Origin of the sequence: Nocardiopsis sp. JB363 (assembly GCF_900143625.1) — a bacterium.
In the GTDB taxonomy this organism is placed as follows: domain Bacteria; phylum Actinomycetota; class Actinomycetes; order Streptosporangiales; family Streptosporangiaceae; genus Nocardiopsis.
This window is the reverse complement of the sequence record NZ_FRFF01000026.1, coordinates 1-18,071: the sequence shown is the minus strand read 5'-3', so window position 1 is coordinate 18,071 and position 18,071 is coordinate 1. Positions and strand designations below refer to the sequence as shown.

Below are 18,071 nucleotides of genomic sequence, written 5' to 3'. Positions count from 1 at the left end.
GCTCCTTCAAGGGGGATTTCAGATGGTTTCCACGCTACTGGGAGTCATACGACCTTCGGAACGCTGCATCAGGTGCTTGGGCAGATACCCGACTGCACCTCGAGGTGTGAGTTCGGGTTCACCTTCGCGGTGGGTAGTGCGGCCGGTACTACAGTTGCACTTCCGATTTGCCCTGGTCCGGGTGTTCCGTACCGTCTCGTACTTCCCTGAGGGATTCGAGTCGCTGATCTGGCCGTTTCCCGCGCACGCGAACGGCCGCCGCCCGAACATCGATGGTTGTGAAGACAAAGAACGCCCAGGCAGCGGCCGCGGCCACCAGCGTAGCCGCCCAGCGCTGGCCGCACCTGCTCAACCAGACGATCGACACCGTCCTGGCCCCGCACCTGGCCCGCCCCGAAACCCGCGCCACCGCCCGCCAGGTGATCAGCGCCCTGCTGTCCCCACTGACCCGCAAGAACTGCTGGACCCTGGCCGAGCACGCCGGACACCCCTCCCCCTACCGGACCCAGCACCTACTGGCCCGCGCCAGCCTGGATGAGAACGCCCTGACCGCCGCGCTACGCGGCTACGTGATCGAACAGCTCGGCACTCACGACGTCGTCCTGGTGGTCGACGAGACCGGCGACATCAAGCAGGGCATCAGCACCGTAGGGGTCGCCCGTCAATACACGGGAACCACAGGCCAGGTCGAGAACTGCCAGGTCGCGGTCTACCTCGCCTACACCACAACCGTTGGGCACGCCCTGGTCGATCACCGCCTCTACCTTCCCCTCTCCTGGACCGATGATGTCGCCCGGCTTCACAAGGCCGGGGTCCCCGACACCGCCGGCTTCGCGACCAAGCCGGAGTTGGCCGGCCAGATGATCGACGCCGCTCTGGAACACGTGCCCCACGCCTGGGTGGCCGGTGACGAGGTGTACGGGCGATGGCCCCGCTGCGGCTGGCCGGGTCCCGGCGGGCGTCCACGGCCATACGGGTGGCGCGTTGTCGCAGCTCATCGGGGTATTTCCTCGGTGCTGGCATGTCTCTCATCCTTCCCAGGCTTGAGAGCCTCCATCACACCCGGCACGAAACAGTCGACCTTGGCCTGCTTGATCCAGTTGCGGATGGTCTGCGATGAGGGTTCGAACTCCGCTGCCAGGTCCTCGGGGCTGCGGCCCGAGCGGGCCAGCGCGATGACCTGATCGCGGTACGGCGGCGGGTACGCCGGTCGGGTCTTAGGCACTTCAATCTCCTCGTTCGGTGACAAACTACCCGAAAGCGGGCATCTGTCCATCGAACCGAAGCAACATCACCTTGACCTGACTCGTGCCGCTTTTAGAGCTCATCTTATTTGGATTCTCGGCAACCTGGCCTGGTGTCGATGGTTGAGCGTTTGGTGCCGGACGGACTGTGGGAGCTGTTTCAGCGGGTGGTGCCCGAGGCGCCCACTCGGTCTCAAGGGGGTGGGCGGCGCAGACACGGTGACCGTGAGGTGTTGGCCGCGATCATCTTCGTGGCGACCACCGGCTGCACGTGGGCCCAGCTCCCACCGGTCTTCGGCCCCTCCGGACCCACCGCGCACCGGCGTTTCACCGAATGGAGCCGGTCCCGGGTCTGGGCGAAGCTGCACCGCCTGGTCTTGGACGAACTCGGCTCCCGCGGTGAGCTGGACTGGTCGCGGTGTGCGGTCGACTCGGTGAACACGCGTGCTCTCAAAGGGGGGATCTGACGGGTCCGAATCCTGTCGATCGGGGCAAGAAGGGCGCCAAGATCCACTTGATCACCGATCGAACCGGGCTTCCGATTTCTATGGCGATCTCGGGCGCGAATCTGCACGACAGCCAAGCTTTGCAGCCGCTGATCCGCTCGATACCGCCCATCTGATCCAGGCGAGGCCGCAGGCGGCGCAAACCCGGCAAGCTCCACGGAGACAAGGGCTACGACTGCAACCACCTGCGCCGATGGCTCCGAGAGCGCGGAATCGTCCATCGCCTGGCCCGCAAGGGCGTGGAGTCCTCCAAGCGGTTGGGGCGCTACCGCTGGCAGGTTGAGCGCACCATGGCCTGGTTGGCCGGATGCCGCCGACTCCACCGTCCCTACGAACGCAAAGCCGAACACTTCCTCGCGTTCGCCGGCATCGCCTGCACGTTGATCTGCTTCCGCAGACTCACCAAATGGGATGAGCTCTAAGGGCCCCACATCCAGGAATTCTGAACTGTTGATGTGCCAGATAAGCCAGAGGGCGGAATCAGCTTCGCTGTCACCTCTCGGGTTGAGGAGCGCGACTGTTCCCGGGGGCGCGATCAGAGTATCGCATGGGTCACTTGATGTGGCATGGATCACGTCATTCATTCCGATTCTGTCGGAAAAACATGAGGGCAGGTCGAAATTTCTCTTGATGAATCGGCAACTCGGGAGAGGGTGGGTTTTTTGTTCCCTAATGTCTGGTTTTTCGGTGTGCATTGAATGCGTCCCTCTCGCCTTTTCCTTCCAGCGAAGCTGCCTTTGACGATCGGCTTGTGCTAGCTTGAGGGCGTACTCGAAACCGTTGGTCGGCTCGAAGCCACGGTGTCAGGACCCGCACCGGAGCCCGTTCGACGGACAGGCCGCACTCGCCCGTAAAGGTCGGAACCTAGGGGAGGGTGCGGACGGCGTCAGTGATCATCACGAACGTTCTTGGAGAGCAGTTGCTCAACACCCCCGACGAATACGACGACCAGGAGCGCGGGAACAAAGCCGGATCCCGGCTGAAGAAGACACGTCCGGCCCTGTTCGGATTCGTCATCGTGATCCTCGTGCTCGTCGGCTACGACAGTGAGGAGCTGGGTGCCTTCGTGGCCGCGGCGGTCCTGTACTTCGCGCAGAACGCCCCGGCGACGATGAAGGCCAAGGTCAAGAAGTTCCTCGCCGACACGGTCGAACTCCTCTACGGGTGTCGAACCTGTCAGGCTTGACCACTCGGGGGCGCCGTGGCGGGCGCCCCCGCCCCTACGGGGCCACCCCCACACAGATCAGTCAGAGGAGAACCCATGCGGCCAGCAGGAGCCGTGCCCCTCAGGCACACTTCTCTCGGTACGGTCGCCGAGATCAAGGCCGGCCCCTCCGGGGCTCGCCTCAAGGAACTCGGTGACCATCCCCGAGGCCTTCGTGTCATCACCCCCGCCGACTTCACGGAGGCCCAACGGGTCGATTCGCAAAACGTGCGCAGGGTTCCCGAACGGGAAGAGAAACCCCTTGAGGCCTACCGGTTGGAGGAAGGGGACCTGCTCGTCGTCAGGCAGGGAGCCCTAGGGCGTCTCGCCGTGATCGAACCGGACCAACGGGGATGGGTCTACGGTTCCTCTTGTCTGCGGGTGCGGATCAAATCCTCCACCGGAGTCGACCCCTCCTACCTGGCCGCTTACCTGTCACAGCCACGAACCCTGGAACGTCTGAAGGGACCCGCGCTTTCCAGCACCATCCCGTCGTTCAACGCCACCGCGTTGCGAGACTTGGAGATCGCGGTCCCCGAATCCGCACAGCAGGAGAGGATCGTGGCGACCCTCAACGATATGGACGAGGCCATCGCGGCCAGGCTCGCCGTCGTGGAACGCATGAAAGCCCTGCGCCCCTCCGTTTTCGAGGCGCTACTCGAAGGGGAGTCCTCATGAGTGGACCGGCCGTGGTGGTCCGAGAATCCGACGAATTGCTGCGCATCGCCGAGAAGCTGGCCGCTGGAAGCCTCGGCGAAACGGCCGGGGTGGTGGCGGCGCTGCTCGTTCTGGGAACGGACACGATGCCGGAGAGTGACCAGCTCTTCGTGGACGGGAGCACGTCTTGGTCCCGACTGACAAAGGCGATCGAAGCCGCATCACCACCCTCGCGGGATCGGTCCGGGGGCCTGCAGGGGCAATGGAGCGACTGGCTGGAGACGGCGAACCGTCGTGAACTCTTCGCCCACGAGAGGCCCTTCCGCGATTTTCCCTTGGGAAGGTTGGATGAGGCCGCACGGGCCGTTCACCGTCTGTTTCTGCGTCTGCCCGAACGGGAAGGGCGATACCTGGTCGGGGAGATCTTCGACCGTTTTCTGAGCCTGCTGAGCGAACGCCAGGGGAAACGGGGAGACGAGTTTTCGACGCCGCGTTCGGTGAACGAACTCATGGTCCGGCTGGCCGAACTCCGACTCGGGATGGTCGTTGGCGACTTCTACGCGGGGCAAGGCGGGACCCTCATCGCCGCCTTGCGCCAGGTGGGCGCCCCGGAACGCGGTGAGACGCCCATCAGTGGATCCGAGGTGAACCAGGCGAGCGTGTTCTTGGCCAGGATCAACCTCCTCCTGCACGACACCGACCCCGGTCTCATCCGACATGAGGACGCGCTCAGCTCCTGGCGCCCCACCGACGACGAAGGCCGGAGCTTCGACAGGATCCTGTCCAACCCTCCCTTCTCCCTCCATTACAACGAGGAGAGCTACCGGACCCCACCGGATTTCCTCGGCCACACCTCGGGCGCCAAATCCGAACTGATGATGCTCCAGCAGATGCGGGCCTCGATCAGACCGGGGGGACGCGTCATCATGGCGATGCCCCACGGCCCCCTTTTTCGCGGTGGACCGGAGGAGCGTATCCGTCGTGCCCTCTTGGAGCGCGGAGAGATCGAGGCCATCGTCGGAATCGGGCCCAACCTCTTCCAGGGAACGGCGATCCCCTCTTGCCTGATCGTGCTTCGAAGCCCCGTCCAAGACCCTGGGGAATCAGCCGACGTGCTGTTGATCAACGCCGAGCGGGAGGTGGAGAAGGGGCGTAACCAGAACCGGTTGGAACCGCGCCACATCGAGAAGATCACGAGGGTCTTCCAACGGCGAGCCGAAGTACCGGGCTTTTCCCGGCTGGTGCCGTACGAGGAGATCGCCGCGAACGCGCACAACCTGAACATCCGCCGATACATCGAACCGTCGGCGCGGCACTCTCCCGACCTTCGAGCCATGGTCAGTGGAGGGGTTCCTCCTGGAGAGGTCGAGCCGGTCCGGGAACGATTCGCCGCGTTCGGACGGCCCCCCGAGCTGCTCTTCGAACAACGCACCGACGGTTACCTGTTCCCGCGAGGCGAGGATGGGTTCGCAGAGGTGATGGAAAGGCTTTCCACCCTGGCCGCTCCGGTCGCCGGGGACCTTGTCGAAAAGCTACGAGGATCCTGGCCCGACATCGTCCAACGGGCGCATCCGCCCACTACACGTCCCACCCTCGACCTTTTCAGGCAGAAGCTGGTCGATGGTCTTTGCGCCGAGCTCGCTGAAGAGGGCGTGCTGGACGAGTACGAACTCGCCGGTGCCTTCGCCCAGGTGTGGTCGGAGCGTTCCTACCAGATCAAGGACCACTTCCACGAGGATCGGCAGGTGCTGGTGGAGCATGTCCGCGCACGGTTCGTCACCCCCTTGAGCGAACAGCTCGAAGAGCTTGTCAGACACCGTCAACGAGCACTCGTGGACACCGTCCGTCAATGGGGCGAGCGTTACGGGCTGCCTCTGACCCATCTGCTGAAGCGGAGTGAACAGGCTGATCGAAGGTTCGAGGAACGACTCCAGGAACTAGGACTCGACCTGGGGTGAGACTCGCATCGGAAAGGTCGATGCCCTGAGGATCACCCACGCGACGCTTCCTCGCAGACCCCGTTCTTCGGCCCCGTCGAGGAAGCCGCGTGGGGGTCGGCACCTCCGTGCTCACATCCGGCTCCTGCGCTGGGTCCGGGCTCTGAGTGAACGGGCCGTTGCCGAATGGAAGCAGCGCTGGCGGGCTCTGAAGCATGTCACGTTGAGCGCTGGCCCGGTCGGAGCCATCACCAGTGCGACTCTGGTCCTCAACAACGCATGGAAAGAGAACTCACTGAAAAACCTCACTGAGAACTCGTCTTCTTTGGTAAGCCTGCGGAAGAAAGTCAACATGCATGCGATGCCAGCGAACGCAAGGAAGTGTTCGGCCTTGCGCTCGTAGCGACGATGGAGAGACCGACATCCGGACAGCCCGGCCATAGTGCGCTCAACCCACCGGTGCCGCCCAACCGCTTCGAGGACTCCACACCCTTGCGGGACAAACGATGCACGGAGCCAGCGGCACAGGTGTTCGATTTCGACCATGCCGAAGGCCCCGTCCCATTCTCACTGCGGGCGGGGCCTTCGAGCGATGTCTACCAAGACCGGTCAGGGAATGTCCATCACGGCCATGTCCGGCGCGGTTTCGGCGGTCAGGCTGAGCACCGTCAGATCGGCGCTTTCGGGGACGTCGAACACCAACTCGTACTCGGTGCTGTTGCCCGGATTGGTCTCGTCGGAGAACGAGCAGATGTCGGATTGCATGGAGTACTGGGTGCCGTCCTCGGCGTACGCGTACACTCCGGACCAGGAGTCCGACGGCGGGTAGGCCGGAGCCGACCCCACGTTCTCCGCGCTGATGGTGAGCACGTGGTACACGCCCGAAGCCGAGTAGTGCTGACCGCACGACTCATCGTTATAGGTGTCCGAAGTTCGCGCGTCGGTGACCTCGTAGTCGAACACCCCGTCGGTGGGTTCGCCCTCCGGGGGTGCGCCGGGAGCTCCCGAGACCTCCTCGGGCTCTTCCTCGTACTCCTCCATCGCCTCCATGTCCGTGTCCGCGTCCTCGGTGTACTCCTCAAGGTCGGTCCCGATGTCCTCGAAAGCGGCCTCGAATTGGGAACGGATGTAAATCTGGTTTCCGAACCAGCCGACGCAGAAACCGAACAACAACGCTACGACACCGATCGCCGTAGCCACGATCCAGCCGGTTTTGTTCACAGTGTTCTCCTCAGAGAAGCCGGGCGAGGAACGGATCAGGCAACCGGCTTGGACATGATGCCTCTATTCTAGATGGCGGAACGTTCCCCAGGGCCAGATCGCCAGGTCATCACCGATCTTCGGTGTCCAAGGAACAATCCTGTGTCGAAGCGGCGATGCGTTAGTGCGCGAAAAGCCTTAGGGGTAACCAGAATTCACGACAGGGGAAATTTGGTTGACACGCAAGGGTGTCAAAAAATGTAATACCAATCACACGCCTTTTCGGGGAATCGGTCGGCCGAGCGGAGTGGAGTCGCCCGGAGATCAGGGTCAGGCCGTCGGCCTCCGCGCCGAGCAACCGCAGCGTCTCATCCGTCTACCAGGGGGTGGTGAAACCCTGTTGGACCTCCATCTGGGCGCCCTACGGAGCTGTGGTGACGGGGTCGGGTCGCGGACGCTCGCGGACAGCGGAAAGGCGGTGACGGAGGGTTGACCTCACTCTGGGGATCAATTAGCTTCACCCAGAGAACTCATGTTCGCATTCCGCACGCATGGGATCGGTGGGTAACCGGACACCCCGAAGCCGTGCCCGTGGGCGCGAACGAGTCGACCGGCCACGGCCCCCGTTGACAGAAAGCCGAGCCTCACATGGCACCCAAGACCACACCTCCCTTCCGCGCGGACCATGTCGGCAGCCTGCTGCGTCCCCGGCGGTTGCTCGACGCCCGAGCCGAACACGCGGCGGGCGATATCGACGATGCCGAGCTCAAGGCCGTCGAGGACGCCTCCATCCGTGACGTCGTGCGCATGCAGGAAGAGGTCGGGCTCCGGTCAGCCACCGACGGCGAGCACCGCCGCGGGTCCTGGCACATGGACTTCATCTATCAGCTCGGCGGAGTCTCCAAGGTCCAGGACGAACTCAAGGTCACCTTCCACAACGAGGAGGGGGACATCGAGTTCACCCCCTCCGGGCTCAGGGTCACCGAACCCCTCCGGTCCGAGCACACGATCTTCGGGGACGCCTTCGCGTTCCTGCGCGACACGGTCACGCGGAACACCCCCAAGCTGACCATCCCTTCGCCGAGCATGGTCCACTACCGGGGCGGATCGGCCGCCATCAACCCCGAGGTCTACCCCGACCAGGAACAGTTCTGGACCGACCTGTCCGCGGCCTACAACGAGCAGGTGCGGGCGCTCGGTGAGCTGGGCTGCACCTACCTACAGCTGGACGACACCAGCCTGGCCTACCTCAACGATCCCGCGCAGCGCAGCATGATCGACGAGCGCGGCGATAACGGCGATCACCTGCACACGCGTTACATCCGCCAGTTCAACGCCGCCCTGGCCGACCGCCCCGCCGACATGAACGTCACCACCCACATGTGCCGGGGCAACTTCCGGTCCTCATGGGTGGCCAGCGGTGGCTACGACCACGTCGCCGAAGAACTCTTCAACGAGCTGGACGTGGACGGCTTCTTCCTGGAGTTCGACGACGAACGCTCCGGCGGCTTCGAACCCCTGCGCTTCGTCCCCGAGGACAAGTACGTGGTCCTGGGTCTGGTCACCACCAAGAAGGGCGAGCTGGAGAGCAAGGACGAACTCAAGCGCCGCATCGACCAGGCCGCCCGCCATGTGCCGTTGGAACAGCTGTGCCTGTCACCACAGTGCGGCTTCTCCTCGACCTTCGAGGGCAACGACCTGACTTACGACCAGCAGGTGGCCAAGTTGAGCCTCATCGTGCAGACCGCCGAGGAGGTCTGGGGGTAGAGAGACCGCCCCGACCCAGAACCACTCCGGGCTCCGCCGCGGCACCCGCGTATCGCCCGGATACAGGACCCGGTGGCCCATGGGCCCGCGCCCATGGGCTACCTTGTGCCGCAGTGACACGGGGTGCCCTGAATCCACTGATTCGGGCTGAGATGACACCCGTCGAACCTGATCCGGATAACGCCGGCGAAGGGATGTCCGTACACGGCCGGTGGTATCGGTGGCCGAAGGGACGCCTTCGCCCATGCCAGAAAGGCCACCGATGAGTTCTTCCCGCACCGCGCTCCCTATCGACCAACAGACGGTCGTCGTCACCGGCGGGGCCCGAGGGCTCGGGTCCCAGCTGGTCCAGGCCTTCCTGGGGCAAGGCGCCCGTGTGGTGATCAACTACCTCCACAGCGCCGAAGCGGCCCGCGAGCTCGCCGCCACCCACCCCGACCGCGCCCTGGCCGTGCGAGCGGACGTACGCGCCCCCGAACAGGTCGCCTCGATGGTCCAAGCCGCACAGGACCACTTCGGCTCCTCCGTCTCCACCGTCGTCAACAACGCGCTCGCCGACTTCTCCTTCAATGGCGACGCACGACCCCACGCCGACACGCTCACCCCGGCGCACCTCGACCAACAGTTCAGAGGTACCGTCCACGGCGCCCTGAACACCGTCCAGGCCGCCCTGGCCTCCATGCGCGGTCAAGGGTTCGGTCGCGTCATCAACGTGGGCACCAACCTGTTCCAGCACCCGGTCGTCCCCTACCACGACTACACCGCGGCCAAGGCGGCGTTGCTGTCGCTGACCCGCACGCTCGCCCATGACCTGGGACCCGATGGCATCACCGTCAACATGGTCTCCGGCGGTCTGCTGCGCACCACCGACGCCAGCTCCGCCACCCCCGAGGGCGTCTTCGACATGATCGCCTCCACCACACCACTGCGCAGGGTCACCACCCCGGCCGAGTTCGCCGACGCCGCCCTGTACTTCGCCTCCCCCTGGGCGCGCGCGGTCACCGGCCAGAACCTCGTCGTCGACGGCGGGCTGGTGATGAACTGATGGCCATCGCCTCCGCGCCTGACCAGGCTCCCGACCGCCGGATGCACCTCAACCTGTTCATCTTCGGCTGTGGCCACCACAAGGCCGCCTGGCGTCACCCCGACTCGCCGGCCGAACGGATCGGTGACGTCACCTACTTCGAGGAATTGGCCCGCACCGCTGAGCGCGGCCGCTTGGACGCGGTGTTCTTCGCCGACGGCCACGCCGCGGGCGACGTCGCGGGTGGCCCGTGGTGGTTCCTCGAACCGTTGACCACTCTGGCGGCCATGAGCCGGGCCACCCGGCACATCGGTCTGGTCAGCACCGTCTCCAGCACGTTCTACACGCCCTTCCACGCGGCACGCCTGCTGGCCTCCCTGGACCACATCAGCGGAGGCCGAGTGGGATGGAACGTGGTGACGTCCATGTTCGACGCCGAGGCCCGCAACCACGGATACGAGCAAATGCCCGCGCACCAGGAGCGCTACGCACGAGCCGAGGAGTTCGTGGAGGTGGTGCTGGGGCTGTGGGACTCCTGGAACGACAAGGCCTTCCACTACGACCGGAACGGGGTCTTCGCGGACCCGGACCTGGTGCGCCCCATCAGCCACCGGGGAGAGCACTTCCAGGTCGAGGGTCCGTTGAACGTGCCGCGCCCGGTACAGGGCAACCCGGTGCTGTTCCAAGCGGGTTCCTCGGAGCAGGGACGCACGCTGGCGGCCCGCCGCGCCGAGGCCATCTACTCCGTGGCCTATGACCTGCCCAGCGCCCAGGACTACTACGGCGACGTCAAAGCACGGATCCGTCGGGCGGGCCGCGACTCCAGGTCCGTCGCCATCATGCCCGGACTGGTCACCTACGTCGGTTCCACCGAGCGGGAGGCCCGAGACAAGCAACGTGAACTGGACGAACTGCTGCCGACCGAGGAGTCATTGCAGCAGCTGGGGCTGTTCACCGAACAGGACTGTTCCGATTGGGAGCTGGACGCTCCGGTTCCCGAGCTGCCGCCACTGGAGGAGTTCACCGGTCCCAAGGGCCGCTACGAGACCATCTTGCGCATCATCGACTCCGAACGACCCACGGTGCGGCAGCTGCTGGGCCGGCTGGCCGCCGGCGGCGGACACTGCACCATGGTCGGAACGCCCGAGCAGATCGCCGACCGGATGACCCGGTGGTACGAAAACGGTGGCGCGGACGGGTTCAACCTCATGCCGCCGTCGTTGCCGGGCGGGATCGATGACTTCGTGGACCATGTGGTCCCCGTCCTACAGCAGCGGGGGCTGTTCCGTCGCGAGTACGAAGCGGACACGCTTCGGGGCCATCTGGGTTTGGAACGGCCGCCCTCACCACACTGAGAACGGGAGGGAGGCCTGGGAGATGGGAGGTCCGAAGGGCCGTCCTCGACCTTTCCGGACCTCCCCACCCCGTAGGGAAGGCGCGCGGCAGGAACCGTGGCGGGGCTGCTGAGGGCCGGTAGGCCACCGAGCACGTCACCCTGTTGGAGAAAGTGGGCTTCCAGAAAAGGGGGCCCACCGCTGTAGCGCATCCTTCGGAAGCGTTACAGCGGCGGAAGGCGCTTTCTCCTATCGGGCGAGCACGGGATGACCGCTGGCGATCGAGACGCGGTTGAACGCGTTGATGAGCGTGGTCGTCCACTCCACCGCGGAGATCTGGGCGGTGGTCAGGTGGGCGGCCGCGCGGGCGTTGATCGCCTGCCGGTCGACGGTGGGGTCGATAACGGTGAGGGACTCCGCCAAGAGCAGCGCGGCCTTCTGTTCGTCGGTGAACACACCGGCCTCACGCCAGGCCGGCAGCACGTCCAAGGCGCTCTCCTTCACCCCGGCCTTGCGCGCCTTGGGCAGGTGGATGCTCAGGCATGTGGGGCACCCGTTGATCTGGGACACCCGGACGTTGATCAGCTCGATGGTGTCATCGCCCAGGCCGGCCTCGTGCGAGGCGGCCCGTGAAGCGACGGCCGCCTTGCCGAGCGCCTTGTACACCGTGGGGTGTTCCTTGTCGATGAAGGGACGCTCCGCGCTCATGCCTGCTCCTCGGTCGTCTTCTTGACCAGCGCCAGGTCCGCGGGTCTGGGCTTACGGAACCGGCCACCCCGGGCCGTGTACTCCTCGCCGTGTTCCTTCAGGTGCTTGGCGAACAGCGGGCACACGGGCACGACGGTGACGTTCCTGCGAACGCTGTCGGCCAGCGCCTCGCGCAGCAGGAGCCCGGCCAGGCCCCGTCCACCGAACTCCGGTGAGACCTCGGTGTGGAAGAAGACGCGCTCGCCCTCGCCCTCGCCTTCCGGCGGGTCGATGAAGTCTGCGCGGCCGGCGAGGGTGCCGTCGTCCAGCGTCACGGTGTAGGCACTGATGGCGCGCGTTTCGTCAAGGGCGATATGTACGACAGCGCCGGTCTTGTCGGTCTGTGGCTCGGTCATGGCGAAGACCTCTCTGTGGGGATCGTGCCGGGCCGGTCGATGGCGGGCATGACGGTGCCTCGGCCCGGCGGGGTGGGTGATCGGGGTGATTCAGTCCTGGACCTGTGCGTGGGGCGGCGGGTTCTTCCTCGGCCGCATTCGGACCGGTGGCAGTTCCGGGGCGGGGATCCACCCCATTCCTTCGCGGTTCTTTCCCGGGCCGCCGTGTCCCACGTAGCCTTCGACGCGCCCGAACCGCTCGCCGCGGCTTTGCCATTCCTCTCGGTACTGCCGGATCTCCTCCGTCGTGCGGCCCAGGAAGTTCCACCACATGACGAGTTCCTCGTCGAAGGGGGCGCCTCCCACGAGTACGAGCCTGGCCGGCTTGTCACCGTCGTTGGCGATACGCAGGTTCCGGCTCCCCACCCCGGTATAGCCCACGGCGTCCTTGGGCACACGCACGCCCTCCAGAGTGACGTCCTCACCCGTGTCCACCAGCAGGCCGTGCTCGAACCCGGAATCGACTGTCAGGTCGAGGGTGGCGCCGGGATCGAGCCTGATCTCGGCCCCCACCAGCGGCGAGTACATGCTGATCGGGGACTCCGTGCCCAACAGCGAACCGAGGAAGACGAGCGCGGAACCGCCGTCGAACTCGACGGGCTCGGGGACGAAGTGCTCGAACTCGCGGCCTGGCCGGTTACGTGCCTCTTCGGGAAGGGCGATCCAGAGCTGCACCCCGTGGAGCCGGTCGGTGTCCTCCGTGGAGGTCTCGGAATGGCAGATGCCGGCACCGGCCGTCATCAGGTTCATCTCACCGGGAAGGACGTGGGCGCTGTTGCCACCGGAGTCGATGTGGGCGACGGTCCCCTCGAACAACCAGCTCAGCGTCTGAAGGCCCGTGTGCGGGTGCGGCGCCACGTCCATCCCACCGCTGTCCGACACGTCGTTGGGCCCGTAGTGGTCGATGAAGCACCACGCACCGATCAGCGAACGCTGTCGTTGCGGCAGGGTGCGGCGCACATTCATGGCGCGCGGTCCGCCCAAGGGGACGTCGCGGGCGGTGATGAGCTCGACGGGAGCGCCACCCTCCCGCTCGGCCCATGGCCCCGGGAGGCCGCCATCGACGCACACGTGGGTGTCCGGGTTCGCCTCGGGGTTGGTCATCGGGGCGTTCCTTCCGCCGTGGGATCGGATACGACGGTTGTGATCTTGATGATCTCTCCTCCAGGCCAGGCAGGTGCAGGAGCGTGCATGCTCCACCTGTACTCAGCCCCAAGGTACGCGCACGCGCCTTCATCGCGCCAAGGCCCTACCGGGAGGGTGACGGTCGGGCTAGGGAGTGGTGTGACAGCGGCCGCCACGGTTGGAACTGTGGGGTCTTCGTCTCGATGTCAACGAACCGATGTCACGATGCGAAATATCCGTGAGCGATCAGCGGTCGAGGCATGAGCCTTACGGTTCGTTCGATATTCCTGTTCAGCTCATCTGCGAAGGATGCGTTCTATTTCGCCCAGGGGGGAGGGGCGGGTCGCCTTGGCGCCCTGTGAAGCCATGTGTACCAAAATTCCTATCCGTCCGCTTCTCCATCGAGCTTTTGTTGCAGCCAGGCGGGGATGTGTTCTTCGTCGCGGGGGAAGTATTTGAGGTCGTTGGTGAAGGCCGGGCCGATGAGGCCCGGGATTTCAGGATCCTCATAGTTGTATTTGATGGAGAATCGGCCGGGATGGGTGACGGAGTAGTGGACCGAGAACCAGGTTCCTTTTCCGTCCCGGTAGAGGCCCGCCCTCAAGTCCTCGAACAACGGGTTGACCGCAACTGGTTCTCTGGATTCGAGGGTGTCCCCGTTCTGGTTCTTGACCGTGTAGGTGGTGAACGACTGATCGGCTATGGAGGCGCGAGTGTAAACGATCTCAGTCCAGTCGTTCGGTGCTTCTTCTACCATCTTCCGGCCAATCTTCACCAGAAGCTCTTGTTGCTTTGACGGATCCAGTTGCTTTCCGGTGAGTTCGATAATTCCTGCATCTGAGTATCGTTTTTCCATGGCTTACACCTCCTTTTGGTGAGAGACTGTCGTGGAAGTCGATCCCGAGACTGCTCCGTGGTCCGCCCCCGCTCCTATTATCACTCGGATTGCATTCGGGGTTCCTCGCTGAGTTTTTGCCGGAGCCATGCTGGGGTGTGTTCTTCGTCGCGGGGGAAATATTTGAGGTCGTTGGTGTATCCCCATGCGGTAGGGAAGAGAATATGAGGGTCTTCGTCGTAGTTATATTCGACCTGGAATTTTCCAGGTCGGATGATCGTGAAGTTAATTGAAAACCAGGTTCCCTCGCCTTCTCGATACATTCCTGCGCGCAAGTTTTGGAGTAAACGTCCGATAGTGTTGGGCCCCCAGCCTGCTATGTTTTTTCCGTATGTATCGTGCACCTTAAAATCAGAGGAACTGTGATCGATTACAGCGTCGCTTCTATAAATTACCTTCTTCCATCCTTGTGGTGCCCACAAAAGAATGTGCTGGCAGATCTCCTTGATAAGGCCGAGCTGTTGAGTGTGGTTAAGGTGGCCTCGTTTAAAATGTTTACTTACCAAGAGACGTTTATTGCATCAATCCAGTAGTGGTAGATTGTTGTATCACTGAGGTTCCATGATCACTCATGTCCATGTGACGGTGGCCTTGGCGTCTTATCAAAGAAGACATGATCCCCCTGAGAACCAACAAATCACTTCAGCGGTATCCTGCTTATCTTGGTTGAGTTATCTGTCAAATCTTTGGATTGTTACAGCATATGTGTTTCATTGCGGCCGAAGCCTTCTGAATTTGCTTCAGGGGTGACTATTCCATATTTTTCTGGTTCGGCGAAATAGGTGGGATCCCCCGGAATCGTATCGGTCCCCAATGCTTCTTCAATTTCCTTGAGTGCTTCAGATAGGCGCGTTTTGTTGTTGTTGTAAACCTTTGGATGTGGTTTGCCTGAAAAGTCGAACCACATCCAAATGTCATGTCGGACTCCGAGTGCCACGCTGATATCGTCTGGAGACAGGAGAATTGAGACGTCGACAAGTCGTTCTTCTCTCTTCTTCTCCCCATCAGCGTTGATCCAATACCCTGAACCCAAAAGTTCGATCTGGCCCACATGTGTATCCGGGTGGCCTACCGGTTGGCTCTCCGTGATTCGCTCACTGACGAGCTCTTTGTTCAATTTTTGGAGGCCTCGAAGGGAGACCAGAGAGCGAAATCCGATTGGCCCTTGGCGGTAGCGGTGCCAGGATACTCGTACCCCGGTAAGCTCCATAAGGGATTTGTGGTCGAGGGCTCTGGATATTGACAGCGTCATAGCAGAAGCACTATCAAGGGCTTTTCTATGTTCAATATCGACATACCAGTCCCAGGAGGCAATTTCGCTAGATGCGCTGAGCAGCTGAGTCATTTAAGTTCTACCCCGGGTAGATTTGTGCGTCTTCTGGAATGGTCATGACACCGTCGTCAAAGTATAGCCTAAAAGATACCCCGCTCGTTTCGAACTTGTTGTTCACCAGGTCAACAGCGCTTGCCGGAAAGTCCTTGTGTGAACCACTGACTTCCAGGAGACCAATTTTATTCGTCCCCTCGGCGGTTTCTCCGGATAGCTGATTGATCACCTTCCTGATGTTATTCTTGGCGGAATTGGGAGATTTAGCGTTTTTAATTTGGTATGAGTACCAGTTTTCTTTGTCGCCAGCAGTGATCTGAACGTCTACATCATTATGCTTGTCATTCGCCCCCTGTGGGAATGTAAAGTCGTTGACCGGTGGCTCTCGCCTTGTCAGTTCATGTGCGAATCTCAGCTCCGTGACCTTGTCGGCGGCGAAGTCCTTATTATTGCTCCCGATCTCTGAGAGTATTTCTGGATATCCGCTAATCCCGTTTAATTGGCCAGAGGTAATGATCTGTGCGATCTGATTCCCGTTGTTTGTTTCATTATTTGCAAGGTAATCCATTGTTCGAGCGAGTGGTTCACCCTTGAGGCCTTGGTCGAGTAGTTGCTGTTGAACTACAGGGTCTCCTGGAGTGATATTACCGCTGGGGTCGACCGGATTTGAGAATCCGGATTCATCTCCTCTCTCGACGATGGAATACCGTCCTGAAGGATCACCTGGCCCGTTGGGATTATCGCCATTCTGGAAACCGTCGTTACCTCCAGTTCCTCCCCTGGGTGGTTGACCGTCGCCGTCGTTGCCCCCTCCAGGCGTGGGTGTGGGGCCCTCGGCTTCCTCGCGCGGACGGCTCGGGTCCTGTCGGTCATTGTCGCGGTCCTGGGGCCGGGTGTCTTCGCGACCATTGTTCGGGTCGTCACGGTGCCCCTCGGGCTTCTCCTCGCTCCGGGGGGTGCTGGATCCCTCCGGCCGGGGCTCATCCCCCGAGCGTGGGGACGGCTGTGGAGGATTCGTCTCCCGACCAGGATCGCGCGACGCATTGGTGCCCGTGTCCTCACGCTGCGGACGTGGCGTGCTCTGATCGTCCTCTCCGGAGCGAGGAGGAGCCTCCTCATCGCCGGGGCGCTGGGGCGAAGTGCCGCCCTCCTGAGTGGGACCGCTGTCCGCCTGACTCGGAGTGGTGGGATTCCGTGGGGCCGGTTCGCTACCGGAAGTGGGACGGTCTGGAGTGGGTGACGGCGTGGGCCGGTGCTGGTTCGGGTCCAGCAGCGATTCCTGCGTCATCGCGAGTTGGTCGGCGAAGCGTTCGTTGGTCGACGTGGCGCCATCCGGACGGTCCTGGGGGAGTGGGCTGCTGGGCCAGCCCTCGGCCCCGGGCCCACCTCGCGCCCTGAAATCGTCGGAGCTCTCTGAACCGGATCCGCCGGAGCCGGCGCCAGGGGAACCGTCGGAGCCGGAACCGCCGGATGGCGCGTCCACCCCCGACCCAAGCACGATCTTGACCAGCTTGAGCGGAAGCCCACCGGTCATCATGACCGCGTTGGTGGCGATGGTGGTGTTGGAGTAGGCGACACCGTCCTCACGGGTGGACCAGGCGGTGTGACCTTCGATCAACTCGTCCTTGGTGTCTCCCAGGTTGTCGACCCACCGGTCCCACCCGGCGCCGGCCCCTTCTTGTCCGCCTTCGCCCGGTTCCCACAACCATCCGTGCTCGTCGTGGATGCCGATCAGGGCTGCCGCGTCCATCCTCGCGTCGTTCCAGGCCGCCTTGGTGTTCTCCCATCGGCCGGATGCGTCGAAGCGCCACCCATTGTCCGCGTGCCAGTAGCCGAGTTTGGACGTCAACCCGACCGCGGATCCCCACAACACGTCGGTGACCACCGTGTCCCACAGGGCCTGGCCGCTGTCGTTGTCGAACTTCGCCAACTCGGGGTGGAACTCGCTGCCGGCCCACGCGGTGAAATCGTTGGCGAACTGGTTCGCGCCCTCCACACTCAGGTCTGTGTCGATCTCACCGGCGTCGGTGGGCAACCCGTAGACCAGAACGTCATCCCCGCTCGCCTGATCGGGGGAGGCATAGGCGGGCCCATCGAAGAGGTTCGAGATCCGAGTGGCGCAGTCGTTCTCGGCCTCGTTGAAGGTAGCCCAAGCGGCGTTGACCGCGCTCTTGAGTCGGAGGTTCTCCGCAAAGGCCCACTCGTCGGTTTCATCGTCCTTGGTCAACCACCACACCTTGTTGTCGTGGTTGCGGTTCCAAAGTCCCTGGGCCTCGATCCTGAGGGTATTGAGCTCGCCCCGGGCGGCCTTGGCGGCTTCGGCCAGGTCTTCCAGCGCGCCGGCGACGGTGGCGAGGTCGGTCTCCAAGCCATCACCACGGTCCACGACCGGGTCCATCTTGGCGAAGAGTGTCTCGCTCTCGGGGGCCTCGTAGTGGGCTTGAAGATCCTGCCAGGTGGAACGCATGTCCTCCGCTCCACTGGCGATGTCCTCCCCACCGCTGCGTAGCGTCTCGGCGGCGTAGTTGAGGGACCACACGTCGGTCAGGGGATAGGGGATGGCCTCAGGATCGATCAGCGTGAACGGATTGGGGTCCACGCCGTCCTGGGGCTCGGTGGGCTCGAAACTCACCAGGAAGCCTTCCGGGGGGGACGGGAGCGAAGCTGTCTCTTTTACTCATCTGACGCTGCCGACGAATAGAGAGGGGG

Annotated in this window: 15 protein-coding genes, 2 pseudogenes and 1 riboswitch; of the genes and pseudogenes, 8 read left to right on the top strand and 9 right to left on the bottom strand. The window is 63.3% G+C overall.

Annotation, left to right across the window (positions count from 1 at the left end; translation table 11 throughout):
- Positions 1-278 precede the first annotated feature (278 nt).
- From BQ8420_RS05185 to BQ8420_RS05165, 5 genes and pseudogenes are all read left to right on the top strand, one after another.
- Positions 279-1,184: an IS701 family transposase gene (locus BQ8420_RS05185; RefSeq protein ID WP_235005931.1), complete on the top strand. Its 906-nt coding sequence runs from the start codon at positions 279-281 to the stop codon at positions 1,182-1,184.
- A 179-nt stretch (positions 1,185-1,363) separates the two neighbouring features.
- Positions 1,364-2,172 (top strand): annotated as a pseudogene (locus BQ8420_RS05180) (IS5 family transposase).
- Between the two features lie 467 nt (positions 2,173-2,639).
- Positions 2,640-2,936, top strand: a complete 297-nt coding sequence (locus BQ8420_RS05175) for a hypothetical protein (protein WP_087096659.1) — start codon at positions 2,640-2,642, stop codon at positions 2,934-2,936.
- A 75-nt stretch (positions 2,937-3,011) separates the two neighbouring features.
- Positions 3,012-3,632 (top strand): restriction endonuclease subunit S, encoded by a 621-nt coding sequence (locus tag BQ8420_RS05170; RefSeq protein ID WP_087096658.1) that lies wholly within the window; start codon positions 3,012-3,014, stop codon positions 3,630-3,632.
- The gene (locus BQ8420_RS05165) at positions 3,629-5,569 is read left to right on the top strand and encodes an N-6 DNA methylase (protein WP_087096657.1); all 1,941 of its coding nucleotides are present in this window, start codon (positions 3,629-3,631) and stop codon (positions 5,567-5,569) included. Before BQ8420_RS05170 ends, BQ8420_RS05165 begins: the two co-directional genes overlap by 4 nt.
- A gap of 303 nt (positions 5,570-5,872) precedes the next feature.
- Here BQ8420_RS05165 and BQ8420_RS32255 read toward each other — a convergent pair.
- Together BQ8420_RS32255 and BQ8420_RS05155 are read right to left on the bottom strand one after the other, a co-directional pair.
- Positions 5,873-6,066, bottom strand: a pseudogene (locus BQ8420_RS32255) (IS5/IS1182 family transposase); the annotation flags it as partial.
- A gap of 91 nt (positions 6,067-6,157) precedes the next feature.
- Positions 6,158-6,769, bottom strand: a complete 612-nt coding sequence (locus BQ8420_RS05155; RefSeq protein WP_087096656.1) for a hypothetical protein — start codon at positions 6,767-6,769, stop codon at positions 6,158-6,160.
- Between the two features lie 627 nt (positions 6,770-7,396).
- Between BQ8420_RS05155 and BQ8420_RS05150 the strand changes: the two genes are divergently transcribed.
- The 3 genes from BQ8420_RS05150 to BQ8420_RS05140 all read left to right on the top strand — a co-directional run bounded on the left by BQ8420_RS05150 (position 7,397) and on the right by BQ8420_RS05140 (position 10,894).
- The gene (locus BQ8420_RS05150; protein ID WP_087096655.1) at positions 7,397-8,515 is read left to right on the top strand and encodes a 5-methyltetrahydropteroyltriglutamate--homocysteine S-methyltransferase; all 1,119 of its coding nucleotides are present in this window, start codon (positions 7,397-7,399) and stop codon (positions 8,513-8,515) included.
- A 109-nt stretch (positions 8,516-8,624) separates the two neighbouring features.
- Positions 8,625-8,727, top strand: a riboswitch (TPP riboswitch).
- A 50-nt stretch (positions 8,728-8,777) separates the two neighbouring features.
- On the top strand, positions 8,778-9,560 hold the full coding sequence (locus BQ8420_RS05145) for a 3-oxoacyl-ACP reductase (RefSeq protein ID WP_087096654.1): 783 nt from the start codon (positions 8,778-8,780) through the stop codon (positions 9,558-9,560).
- The gene (locus tag BQ8420_RS05140; protein WP_200815806.1) at positions 9,560-10,894 is read left to right on the top strand and encodes an LLM class flavin-dependent oxidoreductase; all 1,335 of its coding nucleotides are present in this window, start codon (positions 9,560-9,562) and stop codon (positions 10,892-10,894) included. Before BQ8420_RS05145 ends, BQ8420_RS05140 begins: the two co-directional genes overlap by 1 nt.
- 228 nt (positions 10,895-11,122) lie before the next feature.
- On the opposite strand, the gene BQ8420_RS05135 is transcribed toward BQ8420_RS05140, so the two are convergent.
- The 7 genes from BQ8420_RS05135 to BQ8420_RS05110 form a co-directional block, all read right to left on the bottom strand.
- Positions 11,123-11,581: a carboxymuconolactone decarboxylase family protein gene (locus tag BQ8420_RS05135; protein ID WP_087096653.1), complete on the bottom strand. Its 459-nt coding sequence runs from the start codon at positions 11,579-11,581 to the stop codon at positions 11,123-11,125.
- A complete protein-coding gene (locus tag BQ8420_RS05130; protein WP_087096652.1) occupies positions 11,578-11,976 on the bottom strand; it encodes an N-acetyltransferase in 399 nt (132 codons plus the stop codon). The genes BQ8420_RS05135 and BQ8420_RS05130 overlap by 4 nt, the downstream gene beginning before the upstream one ends.
- 90 nt (positions 11,977-12,066) lie before the next feature.
- Positions 12,067-13,119 (bottom strand): pirin family protein, encoded by a 1,053-nt coding sequence (locus BQ8420_RS05125; RefSeq protein WP_087096651.1) that lies wholly within the window; start codon positions 13,117-13,119, stop codon positions 12,067-12,069.
- Between the two features lie 403 nt (positions 13,120-13,522).
- Positions 13,523-13,996, bottom strand: coding sequence for an antitoxin YezG family protein (locus BQ8420_RS32585; protein ID WP_235005930.1), 474 nt, complete (start codon positions 13,994-13,996; stop codon positions 13,523-13,525).
- A gap of 80 nt (positions 13,997-14,076) precedes the next feature.
- Positions 14,077-14,379: an immunity protein YezG family protein gene (locus BQ8420_RS32580; protein WP_255404819.1), complete on the bottom strand. Its 303-nt coding sequence runs from the start codon at positions 14,377-14,379 to the stop codon at positions 14,077-14,079.
- Positions 14,380-14,729: 350 nt separating this feature from the next.
- The gene (locus BQ8420_RS31300) at positions 14,730-15,380 is read right to left on the bottom strand and encodes a hypothetical protein (RefSeq protein ID WP_143847117.1); all 651 of its coding nucleotides are present in this window, start codon (positions 15,378-15,380) and stop codon (positions 14,730-14,732) included.
- A 7-nt stretch (positions 15,381-15,387) separates the two neighbouring features.
- Positions 15,388-17,994 (bottom strand): hypothetical protein, encoded by a 2,607-nt coding sequence (locus BQ8420_RS05110; RefSeq protein ID WP_087096650.1) that lies wholly within the window; start codon positions 17,992-17,994, stop codon positions 15,388-15,390.
- Positions 17,995-18,071 lie beyond the last annotated feature (77 nt).